The organism is Luteimonas sp. TWI662 (genome assembly GCF_039673825.1).
Classification (GTDB): domain Bacteria; phylum Pseudomonadota; class Gammaproteobacteria; order Xanthomonadales; family Xanthomonadaceae; genus Luteimonas.
On sequence record NZ_JBDJMI010000006.1, the window covers coordinates 18,116 to 33,974 of the forward strand.

Annotated in this window: 12 protein-coding genes; 3 read left to right on the forward strand and 9 right to left on the reverse strand. The window is 71.8% G+C overall.

The annotated features are described in order from the left end of the window. Positions 1 to 368 precede the first annotated feature (368 nt). Entirely contained in the window at positions 369 to 2,000 is a 1,632-nt protein-coding gene (locus ABE488_RS06245) for an FMN-binding glutamate synthase family protein (RefSeq protein WP_346442349.1), read from the forward strand. A 24-nt stretch (positions 2,001 to 2,024) separates the two neighbouring features. On the opposite strand, the gene lpxK is transcribed toward ABE488_RS06245, so the two are convergent. The 7 genes from lpxK to ABE488_RS06280 all read right to left on the reverse strand — a co-directional run bounded on the left by lpxK (position 2,025) and on the right by ABE488_RS06280 (position 11,014). Continuing rightward, positions 2,025 to 3,014, reverse strand: coding sequence for a tetraacyldisaccharide 4'-kinase (gene lpxK / locus ABE488_RS06250; RefSeq protein WP_346442348.1), 990 nt, complete (start codon positions 3,012 to 3,014; stop codon positions 2,025 to 2,027). Next, a complete protein-coding gene (msbA, locus tag ABE488_RS06255; RefSeq protein WP_346442347.1) occupies positions 3,011 to 4,801 on the reverse strand; it encodes a lipid A export permease/ATP-binding protein MsbA in 1,791 nt (596 codons plus the stop codon). The genes lpxK and msbA overlap by 4 nt, the downstream gene beginning before the upstream one ends. Positions 4,802 to 4,805: 4 nt before the next feature. Then, the gene (locus tag ABE488_RS06260) at positions 4,806 to 5,258 is read right to left on the reverse strand and encodes a biopolymer transporter ExbD (RefSeq protein ID WP_346442346.1); all 453 of its coding nucleotides are present in this window, start codon (positions 5,256 to 5,258) and stop codon (positions 4,806 to 4,808) included. 3 nt (positions 5,259 to 5,261) lie between these two features. Beyond that, complete coding sequence (locus ABE488_RS06265; protein ID WP_346447592.1) at positions 5,262 to 5,903, reverse strand: MotA/TolQ/ExbB proton channel family protein; 642 nt, start codon at positions 5,901 to 5,903, stop codon at positions 5,262 to 5,264. 59 nt (positions 5,904 to 5,962) lie between these two features. Continuing rightward, positions 5,963 to 8,401: a DNA internalization-related competence protein ComEC/Rec2 gene (locus ABE488_RS06270; protein ID WP_346447525.1), complete on the reverse strand. Its 2,439-nt coding sequence runs from the start codon at positions 8,399 to 8,401 to the stop codon at positions 5,963 to 5,965. Positions 8,402 to 8,586: 185 nt separating this feature from the next. Beyond that, positions 8,587 to 9,294 carry a DUF4431 domain-containing protein gene (locus ABE488_RS06275; RefSeq protein WP_346447526.1) on the reverse strand — a complete coding sequence of 236 codons (708 nt, stop codon included), beginning with the start codon at positions 9,292 to 9,294 and terminating at the stop codon, positions 8,587 to 8,589. A gap of 277 nt (positions 9,295 to 9,571) precedes the next feature. Continuing rightward, entirely contained in the window at positions 9,572 to 11,014 is a 1,443-nt protein-coding gene (locus ABE488_RS06280; RefSeq protein ID WP_346447527.1) for a TIGR02594 family protein, read from the reverse strand. Between the two features lie 148 nt (positions 11,015 to 11,162). Between ABE488_RS06280 and ABE488_RS06285 the strand changes: the two genes are divergently transcribed. Together ABE488_RS06285 and ABE488_RS06290 are read left to right on the forward strand one after the other, a co-directional pair. Next, positions 11,163 to 11,669 carry a DNA-deoxyinosine glycosylase gene (locus ABE488_RS06285; protein WP_346447528.1) on the forward strand — a complete coding sequence of 169 codons (507 nt, stop codon included), beginning with the start codon at positions 11,163 to 11,165 and terminating at the stop codon, positions 11,667 to 11,669. Positions 11,670 to 11,852: 183 nt separating this feature from the next. After that, a complete protein-coding gene (locus ABE488_RS06290) occupies positions 11,853 to 12,302 on the forward strand; it encodes a hypothetical protein (protein ID WP_346442341.1) in 450 nt (149 codons plus the stop codon). Positions 12,303 to 12,324: 22 nt separating this feature from the next. Here ABE488_RS06290 and ABE488_RS06295 read toward each other — a convergent pair whose 3' ends face one another. Together ABE488_RS06295 and rlmKL are read right to left on the reverse strand one after the other, a co-directional pair. Further along, complete coding sequence (locus tag ABE488_RS06295; protein ID WP_346447529.1) at positions 12,325 to 13,176, reverse strand: pirin family protein; 852 nt, start codon at positions 13,174 to 13,176, stop codon at positions 12,325 to 12,327. 189 nt (positions 13,177 to 13,365) lie between these two features. Then, positions 13,366 to 15,573: a bifunctional 23S rRNA (guanine(2069)-N(7))-methyltransferase RlmK/23S rRNA (guanine(2445)-N(2))-methyltransferase RlmL gene (gene rlmKL, locus ABE488_RS06300; protein WP_346447530.1), complete on the reverse strand. Its 2,208-nt coding sequence runs from the start codon at positions 15,571 to 15,573 to the stop codon at positions 13,366 to 13,368. Positions 15,574 to 15,859: the final 286 nt, after the last annotated feature.

A 15,859-nucleotide genomic window follows, 5' to 3' on the forward strand; every position in this document is an offset into this window, starting at 1 on the left:
GACCGCCAATGCGTGGCGGCCTGCGGCCGCACCTGTTCCCAGCTCGCGCCGCGCGTGGCCGACTCCCAGACCTGACGCATCATCGGCTCGACTTCATGCCAATCCGCATCCGGATGTCCGGCCCGGGTCGCGCGCGCCAGTTCGGCGAGGATGACCTGATGCTGGGCTTGGGGGACGGCGCGGTGCATTGGGGGTCGAAACGTTCTGGGAATGTGGCGTCAGCCTAGGCAAGGCGACGCCAATCCGCCGTGAAGTCATCGCCGGGTCGGCGAACCGTTCAGATCCGGGGTGGCCGGCCGGTCGCGCCCTCTCCTACCATGGCTATCCGCATCGGGATCGGCATCGGCCGGGCCGCACGAAGGAGTCGGATGATTCGTTACCTGACATATGGCGTCTCGGTCCTGATGACGATCGTCGCACTGGTCTGCGCATGGACCTTGCGTTCGGGCGGTTGGGCGGTCGCGGCGGCGGTGTTCCTCGCGCTGGCGTGCCTGGGCACGCTGGACCTGCTGCAGCGCCGGGCGACGTTACGCCGGCTCTATCCGCTGACCGCGCATTTCCGCTACGGCCTGGAGTCCTTCCGACCCGAGATCCGCCAGTACTTCATCGAGGACGACCAGGACGAAGTGCCGTTCTCGCGCCAGCAGCGCGCGTTGGTCTACCAGCGCGCCAAGAACGTCAGCGACGTGGTGCCATTCGGCAGCGAACTGCCGATGTACGGCACACAGTACGAATGGATCAACCATTCGCTGGTGCCCGCACATGCCCCATCGCACGATTTCCGCATCCCGGTCGGCGAGGAAAGCGCGCAGCCCTACGCCGCCAGCGTGTTCAACATCTCGGCGATGAGCTTCGGTTCGCTGTCGGCCAATGCGATCCGGGCGTTGAACCTCGGGGCGCAGCGCGGCGGCTTTTATCACGACACCGGCGAAGGCGCGATCTCGCCTTACCACCGCGAGCACGGCGGCGATCTGGTCTGGGAGATCGGCTCGGGCTACTTCGGCTGCCGCGACGAGCAGGGCCGCTTCAACGAGGCGCGCTTCGCCCGGCACGCCGCCGAGGCGCAGGTCAAGATGATCGAGATCAAGCTCTCGCAAGGCGCCAAGCCGGGACACGGCGGGCTGCTGCCCGGCGCCAAGGTCACGCCCGAGATCGCCCAGACCCGCGGTATCCCGGTCGGGATCGATTGCGAATCGCCGGCGGCGCATTCGACGTTTTCCACCCCGCGCGGACTGCTGGACTTCGTCGCGCGGCTGCGGACGCTGTCGGACGGCAAGCCAGTGGGCTTCAAGCTGGCGATCGGCCATCCCTGGGAATGGTTCGGCATCGCCAAGGCGATGCTCGAAAGCGGCATCCTGCCCGACTTCATCGTCGTCGACGGTGCCGAAGGCGGCACCGGCGCCGCGCCGTCGGAGTTCATCAACCACGTCGGCCTGCCGCTGCAGGAGGCCCTGATGCTGGTGCACAACACCCTGGTGGGCATCGGGCTGCGCGAACGCATCCGGGTCGCCGCGGCGGGCAAGATCACCAGCGGCTTCGACATCGCCCGGCAACTGGCGATGGGCGCGGACTGGTGCAATGCCGGCCGCGGCTTCATGTTCGCGCTCGGCTGCATCCAGTCGCGCAGTTGCCACAACGACCGCTGCCCGACCGGCGTGGCGACCCAGGACCCGCGTCGCTGGCGCCTGCTCGACGTGCCCGACAAGGCCGAACGCGTGTTCCATTTCCACCAGAACACCTTGCGCGGGCTGCGCGACATGCTCGGCGCGGCCGGGCTCGAGCACCCGATGCAGATCGGGCCGGAGCACATCCTGCGCCGGGTCACGCCGACCGAGGTCCGCTCGCTGGCCGCGCTCTACCGGTTCCTGGAGCCCGGCGAATTGCTGACCGGCGTGCCCGAGCACGCGGTGTTCCGGACGTTCTGGCCGGTGGCGCGCGCCGACAGCTTCGCGCCGCCCGAGCGCGCGCGCGCGATGGCCGCGGTCAAGCGCGCCTCCTGACCGGCGCTGCGGCCCGCGCCGCGTTCAAGCCTTGCCGGCCGGGCTGCGGACCGCCTCGAGACGGTCGAGCAATGCGATCCAAAACGCTTCGGGCAGCCGCGCGGCGACCGGCACGCTGTAATGCCGCTCGCCGGCGAACCGCATGCACTTGACCGCGTCCTTCTCGGTCATCAGCACCGGCAGGTCGCTGCCGAAGCGCAGGTCCTCGGGCGTGTAGCGATGGTGATCGGCGAACGCATGCGGCACTACGGCGATGCGCTGGCGGCGCAGCGTGTCGAAGAAGCGTTCGGGATCGCCGATGCCGGCGACCGCATGCACGCGCTGCCCGGCGAAGGCCGACAACGGCCGCGCCCGCCCGCCGGCCAGTGGCAGCGCGTGCGCGGTCTCCAGCCGCATCGGCCACTCGCCGAAACCAGGCTCGAGGCTGTCGTCCATGCCGGTGTTGAGCACGCGAAAATCGCAGCGTGCGCCGCGCTCGGCCGGCTCGCGCAGCGGTCCGGCCGGGATCAGGGCGCCGTTGCCGTAACGGCGGCGGCCATCGATCACCTCGATCTCGACGTCGCGCTGCAGGCGGTAATGCTGCAGGCCGTCGTCGCAGACCACGATGTCGCAGCCCGCTTTGATCAGCGCTTTGGCGGCCGCGACCCGGTCGGCGTCGACGCGGACCTTCGCCCCGGTGCGGGCAGCGATCAGCACCGGCTCATCGCCCGACCAGCGCGGGTCGCTGACCGGCTCGACCCAGCGCGGTGTCCCCGCCTCGTCGCGGCCGTAGCCGCGGCTGGCGACGCCGGGCGTCCAGCCCGCGGCCTGCAGCCGCTCGACGATCGCGATCGTCAACGGCGTCTTGCCGCTGCCACCGGCGATCAGGTTGCCGATCACCAGCACCGGCCGCGCGACCTTGCGGGTGCGCAGCCACGCGCGTCGCCAAGCACTGGCGCGGGCGTACACGCGGGCGAGCAAGCGCGCGTGCAACGGTGGGCGGCTGCCGTCGAACCAGTAGTCCGGTGCCTTCACGCGCCCTGCTCCGCCGACGGCTCGGGCTCGCGGAACTGCATGCGATGCAGATGCGCGTACAGGCCGCCGCGCGCGAGCAGTTCGCGATGGGTGCCGTGCTCGACCAGCCGGCCATGATCGAGCACCAGCACCTGATCGGCATGCTCGATCGTCGCCAGCCGATGGGCGATGACCAGCGTGGTGCGGTCGGGCATCAGGTGCTCGAGCGCGTCCTGCACCAGGCGCTCGGATTCGGCGTCCAGCGCCGCGGTCGCCTCGTCGAGGATCAGGATCGGTGCGTCCTTGAGCATCGCGCGGGCGATCGCCAGGCGCTGCCGCTGGCCGCCCGACAGACGGCCGCCGCGACTGCCGATGCCGCTCTCGAGCCTGCCGGGCAGCTTGTCGACGAACTCCATCGCGTTTGCGCCGCGGATCGCCCCCTCGAGCGCGGCGATCGGCGCGCCCGCCATCTCGCCATAGGCGACATTGGCTGCGACGGTGTCGTCGAACAGCATCACCTGCTGGCCGACCAGCGCGATCTGCCGGCGCACGTCGGCCAGCCGGTAGTCCTCCAGCGGATGGCCGTCGAGCAGGATCTCGCCGGTCTCGTGTTCGTAGAAGCGCGGCAGCAGTTTGATCAGCGTCGACTTGCCGCTGCCCGAGCGGCCGACGATCGCGGTGACGGTGCCCGGACGCGCGACGAAGCTCACATCCTCCAGCGCCGGCTCGGCCTGCCCCGGATAGCGCGCGCCGACGTGGCGGAACTCGATCTCGCCGCGCGCGCGCGCCAGCGGCCGCACGCCCGGGTCGTGCTCGTCGGGCGCATCGAGGATCTCGAACAAACGCTCGGCCGACGCCACCCCGCGCTGGAGCATGTTCTGCACGTTGGTCAGCTGCTTGAGCGCGGGGATGATCGCCATCATTGCGATCATCAACGCGACGAAGCCGCCTGCGGTCAGCCGGCCCTGCGAGGCTTCATAGCCGGCGATCAAGAGCAGCAACGCCAGACCGATCGAGCCCATCAGCTGGACCACGCCCGAGGAGATCGCGCGCGTCGCCTCGACCTTGAGATTGAGCCGCATGTGCCGCTCGGCGACCTCCGCATAGCGCGCGTTCTCCGCGGCCTGGGCGCCGTAGATCTTCACTTCCTGCTGGTTGCTCAGCGACTGATCGGCGGTCTGCATCAGCATCGCGGCGCTGTCCTGGATGCTGTGGCTGACGCGGCGGTAGCGGCGCGCGACCTTGCCCATGATCCACGACAACGGGGGCGCGATCGCCAGGATGGTCAGCGTGACCTGCCAACTGGTCATCAGCATCACGATCAGCGAAGCGATGATCTGCAGCGACTGCTGCAGCATCACCTTGGCCGCGTCGATCGCGGCCTGCGAGACCTGGTCGCTGTCCGAGCCCAGTCGGACCAGCATCGACGGCACCGGCTCGGCATCGAAGCGCATGCCCGGCAGCCCGAGGTACTTGGCGAGCACGCGCACGCGCAGATCCCGCGCAATGCCGCGCCCGGACTTGGCCATGTTGTAGTCGGCCAGGTAGCCGGCCAGGCCACGGACCACGAACAGCGCGATGATCGCCGCCGGCAACCAGAGGTTCACGCCGGCATTGGCCGACACGAACGTCTCGTCGATGATCGGTTCCATCATCTTGGTGAAGGCGCCGCCGGCGGCGGCCTCGATCAGCATGCCGACCAGCGCGACCGACAGCAGGCCGCGATAGGCGCCGGCGAAAGTCAGCAGCCGGCGGTAGACCGGCCAGGCGCGATCGGCGCGTGTCGCGCCTTGGGGGGGAGAAGCCATGACGTCAACGTTCCTGTGAAGCGGGCTCGGCAACGCGTCCGGCCGTCTGCGGCGCGGTCGCGTTGGCGATGCGGGTGAAGCCCAACTGGCCGAGCGCATCGTAGGCGGTGACGACCGCCTGCCAGGGGGTGCGGGCGTCGGCGCGCAGCAGCACCACGCGCTCGCGGTCGTCGCCGGCGACCTCGACGATCGTGCGCTTGAGCGCGTCGACATCGGTGCGCAGCGCCTCGCGGTCCTGGACGAAGTAGCGGCCATCGGCATTGATCAGCAGCGTCAGCGTATCGCCCCGGGCGTCGTTGCGCTCGCCGGTGGCCTGCGGCAACTCGAGCTTGAGCACCGAGCGCGCGTCGAACGTGGTGGTGATCACGAAGAAGATGATCAGCACCAAGATCACGTCGATCAACGGCACGAGGTTGATCTCGGGCTCGTCGCGCGCGCGCCGGTCGCGGATGCGCATCGCTCAGCCCCGCCCCGGCGCGACGGAAGGCGGGCGGCGCGCCGTGCGCGGGTCGATCGCGTCCATCAGCAGGATCGCCTCGTGCTCCATCGCCACGATGTAGCCGTCGATCCGCGCGCGGAAATGCCGATGGAACATCAGCGCCGGCACCGCGACGATCATGCCCGTCGCCGCGCACACCAGCGCCTTGCCGATGCCGCCGGCGAGCTGGTCGACATCGCCGATGCCGTGGTCCATCACCCCCAGGAACATCTGGATCATGCCCACCACCGTGCCGAACAAGCCCAACAGCGGGCCGGCCGCGGCGATCGTGCCCAGCGCGTTGAGATGGCGCTCCATCGCGAAGGCGACATGGCGGCCGACGTCCTCGACGCGCTCGCGGATCTCATCGCGCGGCCGGTCACGGACGTCGAGCGCCGCCGCCAGCAATGCGCCCAGCGGCGCGGTCGCGCGCAGCGAGGCGATGTGCGTCGGGTCGAGCGCGCCGCGCGCAGCCCAGGCCCGGACTTCCTCGCCCAGCCCGGGCGGCAGCACCGCGCGGCGACGCAGGGCCCAGAAGCGCTCGACGATGATTGCCAGCGCGAACGCCGACAGCAGCAGCAGCGGCATCATCGGCCAGCCGCCGGCCTTCACCAGTTCGAGCACGCAAACCCCTTCGGCCACGGCGCCGGTCCACTCGGGCGACTAGGATAACGTAGCGCGACTCAGCCCCCGGCGCCGCGCTCGCTGCGGCGGGCCGCGTCCCAGAGCCGCGGCGTCCGGGTGCGCTCGCCGGCCACGCGGACCTCGCCCTGCCCCAGGCGCACCCGCAGCGCGCCGGCCTCGGCCGTGCCCGGCGTGGCAGCCCCCCCGTGCGTCCAGCGCGCGAGCGCCTGGGCATGTGGATGGCCGAACCGGTTGCCGTGGCCGGCCGACATCAGCGCATGCCCCGCCCCGGTCGCGGCCACGAACGCCGGATCCGACGACCCGCTGCTGCCGTGATGCGCGGCGACCACGACGTCCGCCGCCAGCGCTTCGGCGTCGCGGTGCACCAGCAGCCGCTCCACGAGCGTATCGATGTCCCCGGGCAGCAGCGCCGTGCCATAGGCGGTCTCCACGCGCAGCACGCAGCTGGACGGATTGCGGAACGGTGGGAAATACAGATCCGGATGCAGAAAGCGGAACACGACGCCATCGGCGCGCCAGGCCACGCCCATCAGACACGGCGAAGCCCCCGGTACCCGGTCCCATTGCGGCGCGAACACCACCGGCGCGGCGAAACGCCGCTGCACCGCATCCAGGCCCCCGGCGTGGTCGGCATCGCCATGGCTGACCACGATCGCGTCGAGCCGGCGCACCCCCAGGGCGTGCAGTGCCGGCACCACGACCCGTTCGCCGGCATCGTAGCCATCGGGCATCGCCGGCCCGGTGTCGTAGAGCACCGTGTGGCTGGCAGTGCGGATCAGCACCGCCAGCCCCTGGCCGACATCGAGCACCACCAGCTCGGCCTCGCCGACGCCGGGCAAGTCCCGGTCCGGCCACAGCAACGGCAGCCACAACAGCGCGGCGAGCCCCTTGCCCGGCACGCCGCGCGGCAGCAGCAGCCAGAACGCAGCCAGCAGCGCCAGGGGCAGCGCGAGCCGGTGCGGGGCCGGCAGCCACCACAGTGCGAACGGCGCGGCCGCGAGCCAGTCGAACAGCCGCCAACTCGGCGCGAACGCCCACGCCGCCAGCCGCCAGGCCCAGTCCCCGGCGCCGGCATGCAGCGCTTCCAGGCCGGTGCCCAGCACCGAAAGCGGCACCACGACCAGGCTCCACCAGGGAATCGCGACCAGGTTGGCCAACGGACCGGCCAGCGACGCCTGGCCGAACAGAGCCGCGGTCAGCGGCAACAGCCCGAGCGTCGCCACCCACTGCGAGGCCAGCAGCCCCCGCACCGCCGACAGGGCGCGCGCGTCGGGCAGACACCACACCAGCCAGGCAACGCCGGCGAAGCTGAGCCAGAAACCCGCCGACAGCACCGCCATCGGATCGACCAACACGACGGCGGTCGCGGCATAGGCCAGGGCATCGGCGATGCGCAGCCGACGGCGCACCAGCCGGGCGACGACGGCGACCGCGATCATCAACACCGTGCGCACGGTCGGCAGCTCCCAACCGGCCGCCGCGGCATAGAGGCTGGCAGCGGCCAGCGCGACCAGCGCCGCCGCCTGCGGCCGGGGCAGCAGGCGCCCCAGCGACGGCAGACACCACCACACCGCGGCCGCCAGCAATGCGAACGCACCGCCGACCATGCCGACGTGGAAGCCCGATATCGCGATCAGGTGGGTCAGGCCGGTGGCGCGCAGCGCTTCCCAGTCGAGTTCGCCAAGGCCGCGCGTATCGCCGACCGCCAGCGCCCGGACAAAGCGCGCGGCGTCCCCGTCGACCACCCGCTCGATCCGCTCGGCGGTGCGATGCCGCCAGCGGTCCATGCCGCCGGTCGCTTCGAGCCGCGTCATCGGCTCGCCGGTGCGCAGGTAGCCCGCGGCGGTCACGCGCCGCGCCATCGCGTGCTTCTCGCTGTCGATCCAGCCGGGATTGCGCAGGCCGCGTGGCGCGCGGATGCGCGCGGTGAAGCGCCAGCGGTCGCCGGGTTCGAGCGCCAGCCGGCGCGGGTCCGGGGCCGCGTCGCGGGCATCGAACCACGACAACCGCAGCAGCCGGCCGCGCAACGCCGCAGGCCCCGCATCGGCGTCGACCCGGAACTCGAACCAGGTCCGTTGCGCCTCGTGCACCGGCAGGCCGACCAGGCGCCCCGACACCACGACGTCGCTGCGCGCCATCGCGGCCGGCCACTGCAGCGAGAGCGCGTGCGTCGCCTGCAATCCGCACAGGGCAAGGCCAAGGACGCCCGCGCCTGCCACGCGCAGCGCCACACCCCCGAGGGCCCAGGCCACCGCCCCGAGCGCGAGCAGGCCCCACAGCACCCACATCGGCAGCAGCGCCGGCAACGCGAGACAGACGGTCGCGCCGAGCACCAGCGCCGCGGCGGTCGCGGTGCCGAACGTTGCTGCCGACGGACCCGTCGCGCCGACCTCGATTCGGCCCGTTCCACCGCCACTGCTGTCACTGTCGCCGGCGCCTCCATGCGGCCCGGCGACCGCAGCCTCGTCCTGTTCCATCGCGCGCGTCCTGCACTGTCCTGACGACAGCCTGCAGCGTGGCGCGGCCTCTCGCAGTCCGGCGACTGCGCACCCGGGGGTCGGGAATCGCCGCGTCCGAGCCCGTGCGCACAGGGGGCCGGCACTGACCGGTCCGGCCGGAGGGCGGCACCGGCTTCGCCGCGCCCCGCCCCGGCCCTGCGAGGCTACTGCCGGTAGTACGCCGTCCAGCGCCAGCAGCCCGCCTCGCGGGCGAACACCAGCGCGCCGACGCGTGCCTGATCGTCGACGCCAGGCGCGATCCGCCAGTTCGGTGTTGCGCTGTCGGGCGAGGCCGCGTAATCGGCGAGCGGACGCGAGGCCCTCGGCAGGCCGGCATCGTCGTCGAGCCAGGCCGGGCACGCCGCCAGCAGCGCGGCGCGGTCGAGGGTCTGCACCGGATCGTCGTCCAACAGGCCCGGCGCGCGCAGCGGGAGCCGGGCGTGATCGACCAGGGCGGCACAGTCGCGCCGGGCCAGCGCGTCTCGGAATGCCGGCCACGCGGTGTCGAACGGGCCCTCCAGGCAAGCCGCTGTGTCTTCACCGGCGGGCAGGCAGACGTCCGAGGGGGCGCTGTCGGCCACCTGGATCAGCACCTCGGTGTAGTGATGCCCGGTCTCGGCGGGGAACAACGTGCCGCGCACACGTCGGCAGCCGGGCCGGAGTCCGGCAGCGCCGCTGCCGGCGAGTTGCAACGCGTCCACTCGCCGCATCGTGGCGCCGTCCTCGACCTCGATCGGCGCGTCCAACTGCAGCACCGGCACCCGCACCACCGGATCGTCCGGCGATTCACCGAAGTCCGGCGGGCCCCGCTCCTCGCGCATCGCCACCCGGCCGGTGACGACCGACACTTCGGGCTCGAGGCGATAGCGCACAGGCGCTGCGGGCGCTGGTGCTGACGCGACAGCCGCTGCGGCCTCGGCTCCTGGCGGCACAGGTGGCGCCTGGGCCGGCGCTGCCGGTTGCGGCCCGCAGGCCACGAGCCCGGCCAGGGCCAGCATCCAGGCGAATCTGCAGTTGCGAACGGCCATGCGGCAGGGTCCGAACCGGGCGATGGCCCAGCCTAGAGGCCGGCGCGCCGGCGCGCCAGATCCCCACAGCTGTGCGCCGCACGCACCGGCCGGACTGCGGCCGGCAACGCGTGCCGCGCCGTCATGGCGTGCGGGTCACGTGGCCTTCCTGCCAGCCCTCGACCACCTGGATCGCGCCGACCACGCGCGCCAGTTCGGCGGCCGACAGGCTGGCGATGCTGCGGCCACTGTCGAGCCCGGTCAGGCGTTCGATGGTGCGCTGGTAGGCGTTGGTGTCGTTCTCCACCGGCGGTGCGTAGCGATGGATCGCGTTGTTGATGCTCAGATCGCGATAGCTCGCCCCCTGCAGCAGCGCGCCGATGGCGCGTTCGCCGGTGGCACGATCGGGGAAAACCGCAAATCCGCCCGGCCCTGTGCCCAGGGCGCCATGGGCATTAGCGAAATCGCCGGCGCGGATGTTGCCTGGATTGTGGTTGCGCCAGGCCAGCGTGCCGCCGCTGCGGGTCTCGACCGAACCGTCGGCGTGCGTGATGACGGTATCGCGCCCTTGCGCGCGGGCGCGCGCGCCGCCCTCGCCCGTCGCCGCCGTGGCATCCGGGCCGGACGCGGTGGACGTGGACGGCGTGGACGCCCCTCCGCTGGGCACCCGGACGAACTGCCCGGGATGGATGAGGTCCGGGTTCGCCGCCAGGTGCGGATTGGCCTGCAGCAGCGCCGGCAGGCCGACGCCATGCCGGCCGGCGATCCCCGACAGGGTGTCGCCGGCGACCACCGTGACCTGCCCACCGCGCGGGGCCGGCGATGGATCGGGCGCGGAACCCGGCGTGTCCGGCGTCGACGGCGGCGCGACCGGCGCACCGCTGGGGCGGCGGATCGCGATCGCGTTGCCCAGGTCGTACGGGGCCACGTTGACCGCATTGCTCTGATTGCCGCCGAGCAGGTGCACGGTGTCGCCCTCGACCCGGTCGACGAAGCCGACATGGTTCGGGAACACGACCACGTCGCCGCGCTGGATCTCGGCGCGCGGCACCGCGTCGCCCCAGTTCGCCCACTCGCGTGCGCGGTAGGCCTCGTTGGCGATCGGATGGCCCGCCGCCTTCATCACGAAGGCGACGAACGAGCCGCACCAGGCGTTGTCGCGGCCGCTGTCGTCCTTGCCCCAGAAGCCGGACGCGGCGTGGTATTCCATGATCCGCGGGTTCGCGCGCGTCCCCGAGACCTCGGCCTGTCCGAGCTCGCGCTCGGCGATGGTCATCCAGTCAGCGCCGCCGTCGTTGGCCGCCGGCAACTGCGCGCGGATGCTCGGGTGCACGCTCGACAACGGCTCGGAGCTGGCATGCGCCGCCGGTGCCGCAGTCCCGGCGACCGGTTCGGGAATCGACAGTGTCTGGCCGCCGGCGATCCGATCCGGATCGCGGACCTGGGGATTGGCGGCGAGCAGCGCATCGACGCTGACACCGTGCTGCTGCGCGATGGCCGAGAGCGTGTCGCCCGGACGGACGGCGTAGTCGCTGCCGGCACTGCGGTTGGCGTGGCTGGAAAGCGATGAGACGGCATTGACCATGGCGGCAGGCTCGCAACGCGATAGCACCACCCTCGGCGACCCGCGCAGCCGGCACAATCCGGGGCCGACCCCAGCCCGGGTCGACCCCAGGAGCGCAGGCGTCATTGCAGGCATGGCAGCATGCGGGCCCCGCCTCAGTTCCACACCGATGCCAGATCCCGTGCTCCGCAGCTTCGCTCCCGTCGTCGGCCCCGGCGCACGCGCGCTGGTGCTCGGCAGCATGCCGGGCGTGGCCTCGTTGGAGGCCAGTCGCTACTACGCGCATCCGCGCAACCTGTTCTGGCCGATCATGGGCGCGCTGTTCGACGCCGGACCCGAACTGCCCTACGCGCAGCGGCTGGCGCGCCTGCAACAGGCAGGGATCGCTTTGTGGGACGTCGCTGGCGAATGCGTGCGGCCGGGCAGCCTGGATGCCCGGATCGAGGCCGGCAGCGTCGTCGCCAACGACATTGCCGGCCTGCTGGCGGCCCATCCTGGCATCGACCGCATCCGCTTCAACGGCAGCGCCGCGCAGACCCTGTTCCGTCGCCACGTGCTGCCGGCACTGCCGCGCGTCCCGGACTTGGCGCGGCTGCCCTCGACGAGCCCGGCGCATGCGGCGCTGCGGTTCGACGCCAAGCTCGCCGCCTGGCGCATCGGCCTGTGCGACGCCTGACCGGCCGTGGGCGCGCGCCCGTCGCCAACGCGAGAGCGCGACTGCCGCGATGCGGATCGCCGGCACACGCGCAGCTCTCCGATCCGCGGACGCGGCGCTTTCCCAAGCGCGTTCTCTTCGTTTCCCATACGCGCTCGCCGGGCCCTGCGCTATGGTCTGTTCAAGTCACACAGGGAGCCAATGATGCATCGCATCCGAACGCTGGCGTTGCTTGGCGCATTAGGTTGCGGCGCCAGCGCCGCGCAGGCCGAGACCACCAGCGCCTGTCCGCAGTTGCCGGTCATCGCCAACGTGCAGTGGATCGTGCAGGAGAGCGACGATTTCGTGTTCTGCCGCGCGATCGAGTTCGACACCCAGCGTCAGCCGTTCGCTGTGGCGATCGGACGCACGCCGACCTTCCAGCCGCGCCGGGGCGAACGGATCGGCCAACCGATCCGCATCGACGGGCTGTCGGCGTGGTGGCACGCACCGCAGAACGACCTGACCAGCGCCATCGTGCGCGAGACGCTGCTGGAGCTGGCCTCGGGCGACTACGCGCACATCATCGTGCGGGCCGACGACCCGGCGCAGCTGGCACGCACGCTGCGCCAGGTCGAACAGTTGGAATTCGCCGACGTGCGCCTCGGCAACTGAGGGGGCGTGCCTGGAGCCGGCTTTAGAACCGGCCCTCCTGGAAATCCACGAAGGCCTGCATCAGTTCTTCGCGGGTGTTCATCACGAATGGGCCGTGGCGGGCCACCGGCTCGCGCAGCGGACGACCGCCCACGACGATCAGCTTTGCGCCGTCCTCACCGGCGCGCAGTTGCAGCCGCGCGCCGCCGCCGAGCACGCCCAGCTCCTGCGCGGCGAGCGGGCGCATCTGTTCGCCCTCGCCCACCGTCGTCTGGCCTTCGTAGACGTAGGCGAAGACGTTGTGACCTTCGGGCAGGTCGAACGCCCAGGCGCTGCCCGGCGCCAGCGCGATGTCCAGATACAGCGGCTCGGTCGCCGGCTGCGCGATCGGGCCAGCGGTGCCGTCCACGCTGCCGGCGATGAGCTTGACCGTCACGCCGGGCGCAGGCTCGACCACCGGCAGCCGCTCGGGCGCGAACTCCTGGTAGCGCGGCGCGGTCATCTTCTCGCGCGCGGGCAGGTTCACCCACAACTGGAAGCCGCGCATCCGTCCGGCCTGCTGCTCGGGCATCTCCGAATGCACCACGCCGCGCCCGGCGGTCATCCACTGCACGCTGCCGGGGACCAGCAGGCCCTCGTTGCCGTGGTTGTCGCGGTGGCGCATGCGCCCGTCGAGCATGTAGGTCACGGTCTCGAAGCCGCGGTGCGGGTGCTCAGGGAAGCCGGCCAGGTAATCCTCGGCGCGATCGGTGCCGAACTCGTCGAGCATCAGGAACGGATCGAGATCGGGCAACTGCGGCGTGCCGATGACGCGGGTGAGCTTGACGCCGGCACCGTCGCTGGCGGGCATGCCGCGCACGGTGCGCACGACGCGGGCAGTCTGGGAGGCAGTCATCGGGAACTCCGGTCAGGGTCGGAATGCACACGATGCGGGTGCGACAGGCCAATTCCATCGGCGCGGATGGAACGCAGGTTTCCGTGGGTACCTGATGCAGCGCGCCTGATCGTCGTCATGACGGGCCAGCTCCATCCCCGGCCGCATCGCCGAGGTCCATGACCGGGCGCGATCGCACGCCCGGCCGCGTCAGCGCGCGATCAAGCGCCAGGCGCGATGGATGCGCGGATTGCGCTCGAAATCGGGCGCGATCGTCGCCGGCGTAATGTCCTCGCAGTGCGCGAACGCGGCCACGGATTCGGTATCGAGCCGGAACCGGCGGAAGTTGTTGGAGAAATACAGCGCGCCGCCCGGCGCCAGCCGCGCGACGGCCGCACGCAGCAGCCGGACGTGCTCGCGCTGGATGTCGAAATCCTTGGCCCGCGCCGAGTTGGAGAACGTCGGCGGGTCGCAGAAGATCAGGTCGTACTGCGCGGTCTCGGCCTCCAGCCACTGCAGCGCGTCGGCCTGCACCAGCCGGTGCCGCGCGCCGCCCATGCCGTTGGCGGCGAGATTGTCCGCGCACCACTGCAGGTAGGTTGCCGACAGATCGACGGTCGTGGTCGTCCGCGCACCGCCGGCCGCGGCATGCACGGTCGCGGCCCCGGTGTAGCCGAACAGGTTGAGAAAGCGCGTGTCCGCCGCCTCCTCTGCGATGCGCAGGCGCATCGGGCGATGGTCGAGGAACAGCCCGGTATCGAGATAGTCGAACAGGTTCACGCGCAGACGCACCTGACCCTCGTCGACCAGCATGAACGCATGGCGCGCGTCGAGGCGGCCGTACTTGCTGCCGCCCTTGCCGCGGCTGCGGGTCTTGATCGCGATGCGCTCGCGCGGCATGCGGAACACCTCGCGGGCCGCGCTCAGCACGTCGCCGAAGCGGCGCCGGGTCGTGGCTTCGGGAATCTCGGCCGGCGCGGCGTACTCCTGGACGTGCAGCCACAGCGGCGCGCCGTCGGCGGCCGGATCGGATGCGGACTGGATATAGACGTCGATCGCGGCCGCGTACTCGGGCAGGTCGGCGTCGTAGACGCGATAACAGGTCACCGCTTCGCGCTCGCGCCAGGCCTTGAACCTGCGCAGGTTCTTGCGCAGGCGGTTGGCGACCATCGTCGCGCCCTCGCTCAGCGCCTGCGGCGCGTCGTCGACCTCGCGCTGGGGCGGGCGCACCGGATCGCAGACGATCAGGCTGCACTCCAGCGCACCGTTGAAGACCTGATACTTCTTCTTGGCGCGCAGGCCGGTGGCGTGCGCGAGTTCGGCATCGCCGCACAGCAGGCTCGCGCGCCAGTCCGGCACCGCGCGCGCCAGCGCATTGCCGAGACTGCGGTAGAGCGCAGCATCGGCGGCCAAACGGGCATCGTAGGGCGGATTGCAGACGACCAGGCCGCGCGGCGCGGCGGCATCTGCTGCGACATCGTCGGACGGCGCGGACGCCGGCGGCGCCTGCAGGGCGACAACGTCGCCGACCTGCCAATCGATCGCATCGCGCAGCCCGGCCGCGGTAGCGTTCTCGCGGGCGGCATGGATCGCGTGCGGGTCGAGGTCGCGGCCGAAAAACGCCTTGCGCAGGCGCTCGCGGCCGCTGCGCTCGCGTGCCAAGGCCTCGTCGCACAGGGTCCGCCAATGCCCGGCGTCGAAGCCGTGCCAGCGGCTCGGGGCGCGGCCTGCGGTCGCCGCGCCGCCATCCCGTGCCAGGCCCGGCGCGACATCGGCGGCCATCAGCGCGCCTTCGATCAACAGCGTGCCGCTGCCGCACATCGGGTCGAGCAGTGCGCCGCCCGCGGCATACAGCGCCGGCCAGCCGCCGCGCATCAGCACCGCGGCGGCGAGGTTTTCCTTCAGCGGCGCCTCGCCTTGGGCGCGGCGCCAGCCGCGGCGGTGCAACGGCCCACCGCCCAGGTCCACCGAGAGCAGCGCGCGCCCCTTGCGCACCACCAGGCTCAGGCGCAGGTCCGGCGCCTCGACATCGACATCCGGGCGCGCACCAGTGGCCTCGCGCAGGGTGTCCACGATCGCATCCTTGACCCGCTGCGCGGCGTAGCGCGCATGGGTGATCGCGCTGCCCGAGACATGGGCATCGATCGCCAGCGTCATCGACGGGTCGAGATGGGCCGCCCAGTCGACCGCGCGCGCGCCGGCGTACAGCGCGTCCTCGTGCTCGCAGGCGTAATCGGCGATCGGCCACAACACCCGGCTGGCGAGCCGCGACCACAGCACCGCGCGCTGCGCGTCCTGCAGCGTGCCTTCGGCGTTGACCCCGGCGACGGTGGCGGTGGCCTGGACCGCGCCCAGCGCGAGCACCTCATCGACGAGCAGGTATTCCAGGCCCTTGGCGCAGGAGACGAAGAATTTCACGGACAGGCGGTCCACAACGAAAGGGAAAAGGAGGATGCGGCGCACGCCGCACGCGTGCGCATCGCCAGCAGCCGCGCCGGATCCTCGGCGGCCGCAGCGATGACCACGGATCGGGAATGGCGTGCAACGGACGGCACGACGATGGCGCGCAAAATACCACAGGGCCCTGCTCGCCCCGGCTGCAGGGCGATACGACGCGCAGGCCGCCAGCCATCGCGAAGACGACCGCGGCGCGCACTTGGAGACCGCAGCGCGGTCACGCAGCCGACCGTCTCGCGCAACCCGG